At 63.0% G+C, this 7,464-nt stretch carries 5 protein-coding genes and 1 pseudogene; 5 read left to right on the top strand and 1 reads right to left on the bottom strand.

What is annotated here, in order from left to right:
* The 4 genes and pseudogenes from BGN91_RS06580 to petA all read left to right on the top strand — a co-directional run.
* Positions 1-457, top strand: a pseudogene (locus BGN91_RS06580) (DnaA/Hda family protein); the annotation flags it as partial.
* Between the two features lie 158 nt (positions 458-615).
* Positions 616-2,817: an RNA degradosome polyphosphate kinase gene (locus BGN91_RS06575; protein WP_292611610.1), complete on the top strand. Its 2,202-nt coding sequence runs from the start codon at positions 616-618 to the stop codon at positions 2,815-2,817.
* Between the two features lie 7 nt (positions 2,818-2,824).
* On the top strand, positions 2,825-4,333 hold the full coding sequence (ppx, locus tag BGN91_RS06570) for an exopolyphosphatase (protein WP_292611609.1): 1,509 nt from the start codon (positions 2,825-2,827) through the stop codon (positions 4,331-4,333).
* A 147-nt stretch (positions 4,334-4,480) separates the two neighbouring features.
* Positions 4,481-5,143, top strand: a complete 663-nt coding sequence (gene petA, locus BGN91_RS06565; protein WP_292611607.1) for a ubiquinol-cytochrome c reductase iron-sulfur subunit — start codon at positions 4,481-4,483, stop codon at positions 5,141-5,143.
* 10 nt (positions 5,144-5,153) lie between these two features.
* Here the strand turns inward: petA and rnd are convergent, their stop codons facing one another.
* Positions 5,154-6,302, bottom strand: a complete 1,149-nt coding sequence (gene rnd / locus BGN91_RS06560; protein WP_292611605.1) for a ribonuclease D — start codon at positions 6,300-6,302, stop codon at positions 5,154-5,156.
* Positions 6,303-6,522: 220 nt separating this feature from the next.
* Here rnd and aspS point away from each other — a divergent pair.
* The coding region (gene aspS / locus BGN91_RS06555; RefSeq protein WP_292611603.1) for an aspartate--tRNA ligase at positions 6,523-7,464 on the top strand (942 nt) is incomplete at its 3' end.

Raw genomic sequence — 7,464 nt, 5'->3', positions numbered from 1 at the left:
GTCCGCGCATGGCCTGACTGCTGCGGCGGTGCCGGCGGCGCTGGCCACGGGCGCGCTCGTCGTCGAGGACCTCAACCCGCAAGCCTTCGATGAGCTTGCGCTGTTTCACCTGATGAATCTGGCTCGCGAGGACGGCGCCTTCGTCCTGCTGACGGCGCGCATGCCTCCCGCCGCGATCGACGTCGGATTGCGGGACCTGCGCTCTCGGCTTCGCGCCGTGCCCGTGGTCACGCTGATGTCGCCCGACGATCACTTGCTTCGGGCGCTGATCGTCAAATTCTGTGCGGACCGCCAGATGAACGTCGACGAGACCGTCGTCAACTTCATCGCCACGCGGACCGAGCGGTCATTCGCCGCCGTTCGCCAAGCTGTCGAACGGCTCGATGCCGAATCCTTGCGGCTCGGCAGGCCGGTGACGCGCGCGCTCGCCGCCGAATTGTTGCGTGATCGCGACTGAGAAACGGCCGCCCGATCAAGGCGGTCCCGGGTGGACGATCTTGACGCGCCAGCATTCCGGAACGTCAATGTCATTGAAACGTCATTGAGCTGGCCCATGGTTCGACGCTGTTTGCGCGGCCTGCGGCGCGACTCGATGCGATATGGACCAATACATCAATGGATTCCGTTCAAGCTATTGTTATTGAAGATAAAAAATCAGAACCGGAGCAGGACTCCGCAATCCGGACAAGCCCGGAACGGTTCATCAATCGGGAGCTATCCTGGCTGCATTTCAATCGCCGGGTGCTCGAGGAGTCGGTCAATCCCAGCCATCCCGCGCTCGAACGCGTCCGTTTTTTGTCGATTTCCGCCAATAACCTTGACGAGTTCTTTATGGTCCGCGTCGCCGGCATCAAGGCGCAGGTGCGGGAAGGGATCACGGAGCGCAGTCCGGACGGGTTGACGCCGTCCGAACAACTTGCGCTCATCAACAAGACCGTTTCCAACCTCGCAAACGACCAGCAGGCGATCTGGCGGGATCTGCGCAATATATTGGCCGAGGTCGGAATCGTCCTGATCGACGGCAAGGACGTCACCAAGGCCGAGCGGGCGTGGATCGCGGATCACTTTCTCCACAATATCTTCCCGCTGCTGACGCCGCTCGCCATCGATCCGGCGCACCCGTTTCCGTTCATTCCGAGCCTCGGCTTCACGATAGCTCTTCAACTCGCGCGGTCCTCCGACGGCAAGCCGATGAATGCGCTGATCCGCATGCCAGGCAAGATCGACAGATTTCTGCGGCTGCCGCCGGCGGGCAAGGACGACCCCGTCAGGCTGATCACGCTTGAAGGCGCCACCAGCCTGTTCATCAACCGGCTGTTCCCCGGCTACACGGTCAAGGGGCAGGGCGCGTTCCGCATCATCCGGGACTCCGAGCTGGAAATCGAGGAAGAGGCGGAAGATCTGGTTCGCCTGTTCGAGACCGCATTGAAGCGCCGGCGGCGCGGCTCGGTCATCCGGCTTGAGATCGAAGCCGCGATGCCGGCCGAACTGCGCGCATTCGTGCAGCGGGCGCTATCGGCCACCGACGACGAAGTGTTGCTGGTGGACGGCGTCCTGGCCATGAACGAGCTGTCGCAACTGACACGGCTCGACCGGCCCGACCTCGAATTCGTGCCCTACGTTCCGCGCCATCCCGAACGCGTGCGCGATCACGGCGGCGATGTGTTCGCCGCGATCCGGCAGAAGGACCTGATCGTTCATCATCCCTATGAATCGTTCGACGTCGTCGTGCAGTTCCTGCAGCAGGCCGCGCGCGATCCTGACGTCGTCGCGATCAAGCAGACGCTCTACCGCACCTCCAACAACTCGCCGATCGTGCGGGCGCTTGCCGAAGCGGCGGAGGCGGGCAAGTCGGTCACGGCGCTCGTCGAACTCAAGGCGCGGTTCGACGAAGAGGCCAACATCCGATGGGCGCGCGATCTCGAACGCGCCGGCGTGCAGGTGGTTTACGGCTTCATCGAACTGAAGACGCACGCCAAGCTGTCGATGGTGGTGCGCCGGGAAGGCGGAGGTCTCACGACCTACGTTCACACCGGGACCGGCAACTATCATCCGGTGACGGCGCGGATCTACACCGACCTGTCGTACTTCACGTCGGACCCGGCCATCGGCCGCGACGCCGCACGCGTCTTCAATTACATCACCGGTTACGCCGAGCCGAGCGACATCGAGAAAATGGCGGTGTCGCCGCTGACCTTGCGCAACCGGATTCTCGACCACATACGCGGCGAAACCAATTTCGCACGACACGGCAAGCCGGCGGCGATCTGGATGAAGATGAACGCGCTGGTCGATCCCGACATTATCGATGCGCTGTATGAAGCATCGCAGGCCGGCGTTTCGGTCGAGCTGGTCGTGCGCGGCATTTGCTGCCTGCGGCCCGGAGTTCCCGGATTGTCGGAAAACATTCGCGTCAAGTCCGTGATCGGCAGGTTCTTGGAGCACGGCAGGATTTATTGCTTCGGCATGGGCCACAACATGCCCGGCCCGAAAGCGGCTGTGTATATCTCGTCCGCCGACATGATGCCGCGCAACCTCGACCGGCGCGTCGAAATCCTGTGCCCGCTGCAAAATGCGACCGTGCATCAGCAGGTTCTCGAGCAGATCATGGTTGCGAACCTGAAGGACACCGAACAGAGCTGGCAGTTGTTGCCGGATGGATCGTCAACGCGTATGAAGGCCGCGAAGGGTGAGGAGCCCTTCAACCTGCACAACTATTTCATGACCAATCCGAGTCTGTCCGGCCGTGGAAAGTCGCTCAAGGAATCGTCGCCGCGCCGTCTCACGCGTCGCGCAGAGCGGCAGCCGCCTCCGTAGGGAGGCTGTGCGGAAATATCCGCGTCCGCGCAAGGCGGACGCGAGCGTCGCCGTTATCGATATCGGGTCCAACTCCGTCCGCCTCGTCGTCTACGAAGCTCTCGAGCGTAGCCTCGTTTCGATCTTCAACGAGAAGGCGTTGTGCGGGCTAGGCCGCGAGGTGCAGTCCACCGGCCTGCTGGCGCCAGATGCCGTCAACAAGGCGCTGATGTCGCTGCGGCGCTTTCACGCGCTATGCAAGGTGATGAAGGTCGGCCGCGTTTACGCCATCGCAACGGCCGCCTGCCGCGACGCCACGAACGGCGCGGATTTCATCGCTCAGGCGGAACGGATCTGCCGGGTGCCGATCGACGTTCTTTCAGGACCGCGAGAAGCGCATCTGGCGGCGCTCGGCGTGGTTTCCAGCGTCCACAAACCGGACGGGATCGTCGGGGATCTCGGAGGCGGTTCGCTGGAATTGACCGACGTGCGCGGCCATCGTGTCCATCGCGGCGTAACGCTGCCGCTAGGCAGTCTCGCATTGCAGGACGCTTCCAAGACATCGCTGAAGCGCGCCGAGCGAATCGTGAAAGATGAACTTTCCGGGGCCATGCCGCTCAAGGCGGGCAGGGGCCGCACCTTCTATGCCGTCGGCGGGACGTGGCGGGCGCTGGCGCGGATTCACATCATCCAGAGCGGTTATCCGCTTCGCGTCATGCACGGCTATTCCATTCCCGCCGCCGACGCGCTGGATTTCGTCCGGCGGCTGCGTCGTCTCGCGGCGTCGCATACGCTGGCGGATATCGAGGCGGTAGCCGATGCACGGCAGCCGCTGCTGACTTATGCCGCGCTCGTGCTGGAATATGTGATCCGGATCGCGAAGCCGAAGACCGTCATGTTCTCGACCTATGGCGTCCGTGAGGGCCTGCTTTATTCGATGTTGCCCGCTGCCGAACGCTCCATGGATGGATTGATCTGCGCAGCGCGAATGTTGAATGGCCTGATGTCGCGTTCGGCGCGTCATGCTGACGAACTGATCGAATGGACCGATCGATTGGTCCGGAATACGAAGCTACAGGAAACCGAGGAGGATCGGCGGCTGCGTCACGCGGCCTGTCTGCTCTCGGACATCGGCTGGCGCATCCATCCGGACTATCGCGGCGAGCAGACGCTCAATCTGATCATGAACGGTAATTTCGGCGACATCGACCATCAGGGACGGACTTTCATCGCGTTGTCGGTGTTTTACCGGTATGTCGGGCCGAACAAGGTCAATGCGCCGTCGTCCGTGCGCCAACTGGTGACGCCCGCCCTGGACGAGAGAGCGCGCATTCTCGGCGCTGCCTTCCGCGTCGCGTACCTGATTTCGGCGGCTCGGCCCGGCGTATTGTCCGCAATGCATTTCAGAAACAGCGGCCGCAAGCTGAAACTCGTATTCGAACATCGGCTGGTCGATCTGGTTGCGGATCGCGTCGGCGGCCGGTTCAAGCAACTGGCGCGCCTGGTCGGCCGTTCGGGTTCGATCGTGTTGCGCTGACGATCGCGCAAGCCGCTGCCCGATCTCACCATTGTGAACTGTGACGAGTGTTCGGAAACACGCCACGCCGGTTATCCCGCTGTGGGCGGGCGCGAGCGATCATGCGAGTCGTCCGGCAGGGGCTCCAGCCTGTTCGTGGAGCAAACCATGACCGATATCCCTTCGAAAGTCCCGACCGATCCGATTTCTCCTGACCATCGGCGGACGCGGCGCGACTTCCTATATGTCGCCACGGCCGCCGTGGGCACGGTCGGAGTCGCTGCTGCAATCGTTCCGGTCATTGCCCAGCTCGAGCCTGACAAGGCAACCCTGGCGGCGGGCGGCCCTGTTGAACTCGATCTGACGCAGGTTCAGGCAGGGCAGCAGGTGATCGTTCACTGGCGCGATCATCCGATCTTCGTGATCAATCGGACAGCCGCGGCGCTCAAGACGCTTCAGAGTCCGAAGCTGATCGAGCGGCTGGCCGATCCCCGCTCCGGCGAGTTGCAGCAGCCGAAATACGCCCAAAATTGGCACCGTTCGGCTAATCCGAATTATGGCGTATTCGTCGGTATCTGCACCCATCTCGGATGCATTCCGCTCTATTATCCGGATCCAAGTGCGAACGAGCCGGTGGCCGACTGGCTCGGCGGCTACTTCTGTCCTTGTCACGGTTCGAAATACGATCTTGCAGGGCGCGTGTTCAGCGGCGTGCCGGCGCCGTACAATCTGCCGGTGCCGCCCTATCGTTTTGTGAATGATCATATGATCCGGATTGGCGAGAACCCGCCCAACTCGCATTTCGATTTCGCGAGCATCCGGCAAATCTAACGGAGGGACCTCAGCCTCGCTCCACGCGCACCACGCGGCCCTTTTCGATCGCCAATGCCAGCCGGCCATGCTTCAGGGCGAGCGCGGCTTCGCCGAACAATTCGCGCCGCCAGCCGTGCAGCGCCCCGACATCGGCTTCGTCGTCCGCCGCGATCCGCTCCAGGTCGTCCACGGTGGCGATCACCTTGCTGGCGACGGCGTGGCGCTCGGATGTCATCCGAAGCAGAACCTTGAGAAGCTCCACGGTGGCGGCTCCGTTGGAGTTGTTGCGCGGCTTTTCCATCTTCGGGAGCGTATGCGGGTCTCGGGCGAGACCGCGCTGGACGGCCGCGACGATGTCGGCTCCCCATTGCGATTTTTCGAAGCCTTTCGGCAGCGAGCGCAGCGCCGCCAGCCGCTCCGGGCTGGCGGGCGCATGGGTCACGATATCGCCGACTGCGTCGTCTTTCAGGACTCGGGATCGCGGCACGTTCCGGCTCTGGGCTTCCTGTTCGCGCCAGGCCGCCACTTCCATCAGCACAGCGAGATCCTTCGGCTTGCGAACCCGCGTCTTCAGCCGCTCCCATGCGCGTTCGGGATGGAAATCATAGGTTTTCGGCGAGGTCAGGACTTCCATCTCCTCGCTGACCCAATCGCTGCGGCCGCGCTTCTTGAGGTCGGCGTCGAGGGCGGCGAAGACGTCACGGAGATGGGTGACGTCCGCCACCGCATATTCGAGCTGGTCCCTGGTCAGCGGCCGGCGCGACCAGTCCGTGAAGCGATGGGTCTTGTCCGGCCGGTGGCCGGTGACGCGCTCGACCAGTGCGTCATAAGCGATGGAGTCGCCGTAGCCCAGAACCATGGCGGCCACTTGCGTGTCGAAGATCGGGTGGGGAATGATACCGGCCTGGTGCCAGACGATTTCGATGTCCTGACGGGCGGCGTGGAATACCTTCAGCACGCGCTCGTTCGACATCAGCTCGAAAAAGGGCTTCAGGTCGATCCCCTCGGAGAGCGCGTCGACCACCACGGCTTCGTCGGGGCTCGCCATCTGGAGCACGCAAAGCAGGGGGTAATAGGTGGTCTCGCGGAGAAACTCCGTATCGACCGTGATGACAGGATGGCCGGCGAGGCGGGCGCAGACGGATGCCAATCCCGCGCTGGTCGTGATAAGGTCCATGAGCGCTCCATAGCCCGTCTTTTTGCCCTTGTCGCCCCGCATTCGGCACGCCCGATCTTGTTTTTCTCCAACTTTTCCGGTCAAGAACGACGCTCGGGGCCGCCATCGCAGGTTCCGTCATTCGGTTGCCGCGCTCCCCCCGCTCGGGTAAACCGCTGACGCTCTCAACCGGCTCGGCCCGGCCCTGATTCCGCCTCTGACGCATTCTTGCAGGATTTCCATGCATCGCTATCGGTCCCATACCTGCGGCGCGCTCCGCGACAGCCACATCGACCAGACGGTCCGCCTGTCCGGCTGGTGCCATCGCATTCGCGACCATGGCGGGGTGCTGTTCATCGACCTGCGCGACCATTACGGGCTGACCCAGTGCGTGGCCGATCCGGATTCGCCCGCCTTCGCCCAGGCCGAGAAGCTGCGATCGGAATGGGTCGTCCGAATCGACGGCAAGGCGCGACGCCGTCCCGCCGGCACCGAAAATCCGGAGCTGCCGACCGGCGAGGTCGAGATCTATGTCACCGAGATCGAGGTGCTGGGGCCGGCAGGCGAACTGCCGCTTCCGGTATTCGGCGAGCAGGAATATCCAGAAGACATAAGGCTTAAGTACCGTTTCCTCGACCTTCGTCGCGAGAAGCTGCACCAGAACATCATGACCCGCGGCGCGATCGTCGATTCGATGCGCAGGCGCATGAAGGAGCAGGGGTTCTTCGAATTCCAGACCCCGATCCTGACGGCATCCTCTCCGGAAGGCGCGCGCGACTTCCTGGTGCCGAGCCGCATCCATCCCGGCAAGTTCTACGCGCTGCCGCAGGCGCCGCAGCAGTACAAGCAGCTTCTGATGATGTCCGGCTTCGACCGCTACTTCCAGATCGCGCCGTGCTTCCGCGACGAGGACCCGCGCGCCGACCGCCTGCCGGGCGAGTTCTACCAGCTCGACCTTGAAATGAGCTTCGTCGAACAGGACGATGTTTTTGCTGCGGTTGAGCCGGTCATCACCGGCGTGTTCGAGGAGTTCGCCAAGGGCAAGCCGGTGACAAAGAACTGGCCGCGGATTCCGTTCGCCGAGGCGATCCGCAAATACGGCAGCGACAAGCCGGACCTGCGCAATCCGCTTCTCATGCAGGACGTGTCCGAGCACTTTCGCGGCTCCGGTTTCAAGGTGTTC

Origin of the sequence: Nitrobacter sp. 62-13 (genome assembly GCF_001896955.1) — a bacterium.
Lineage (GTDB): Bacteria > Pseudomonadota > Alphaproteobacteria > Rhizobiales > Xanthobacteraceae > Nitrobacter.
This window is presented reverse-complemented; position numbering and strand designations above follow the sequence as displayed.

Coding starts and splice junctions, on each gene's coding strand:
- BGN91_RS06575 (WP_292611610.1), top strand. CDS start 616: ATGGATTCCGTTCAAGCTATTGTTATTGAAGATAAAAAATCAGAACCG.
- petA (WP_292611607.1), top strand. CDS start 4,481: ATGACCGATATCCCTTCGAAAGTCCCGACCGATCCGATTTCTCCTGAC.
- rnd (WP_292611605.1), bottom strand. CDS start 6,302: ATGGACCTTATCACGACCAGCGCGGGATTGGCATCCGTCTGCGCCCGC.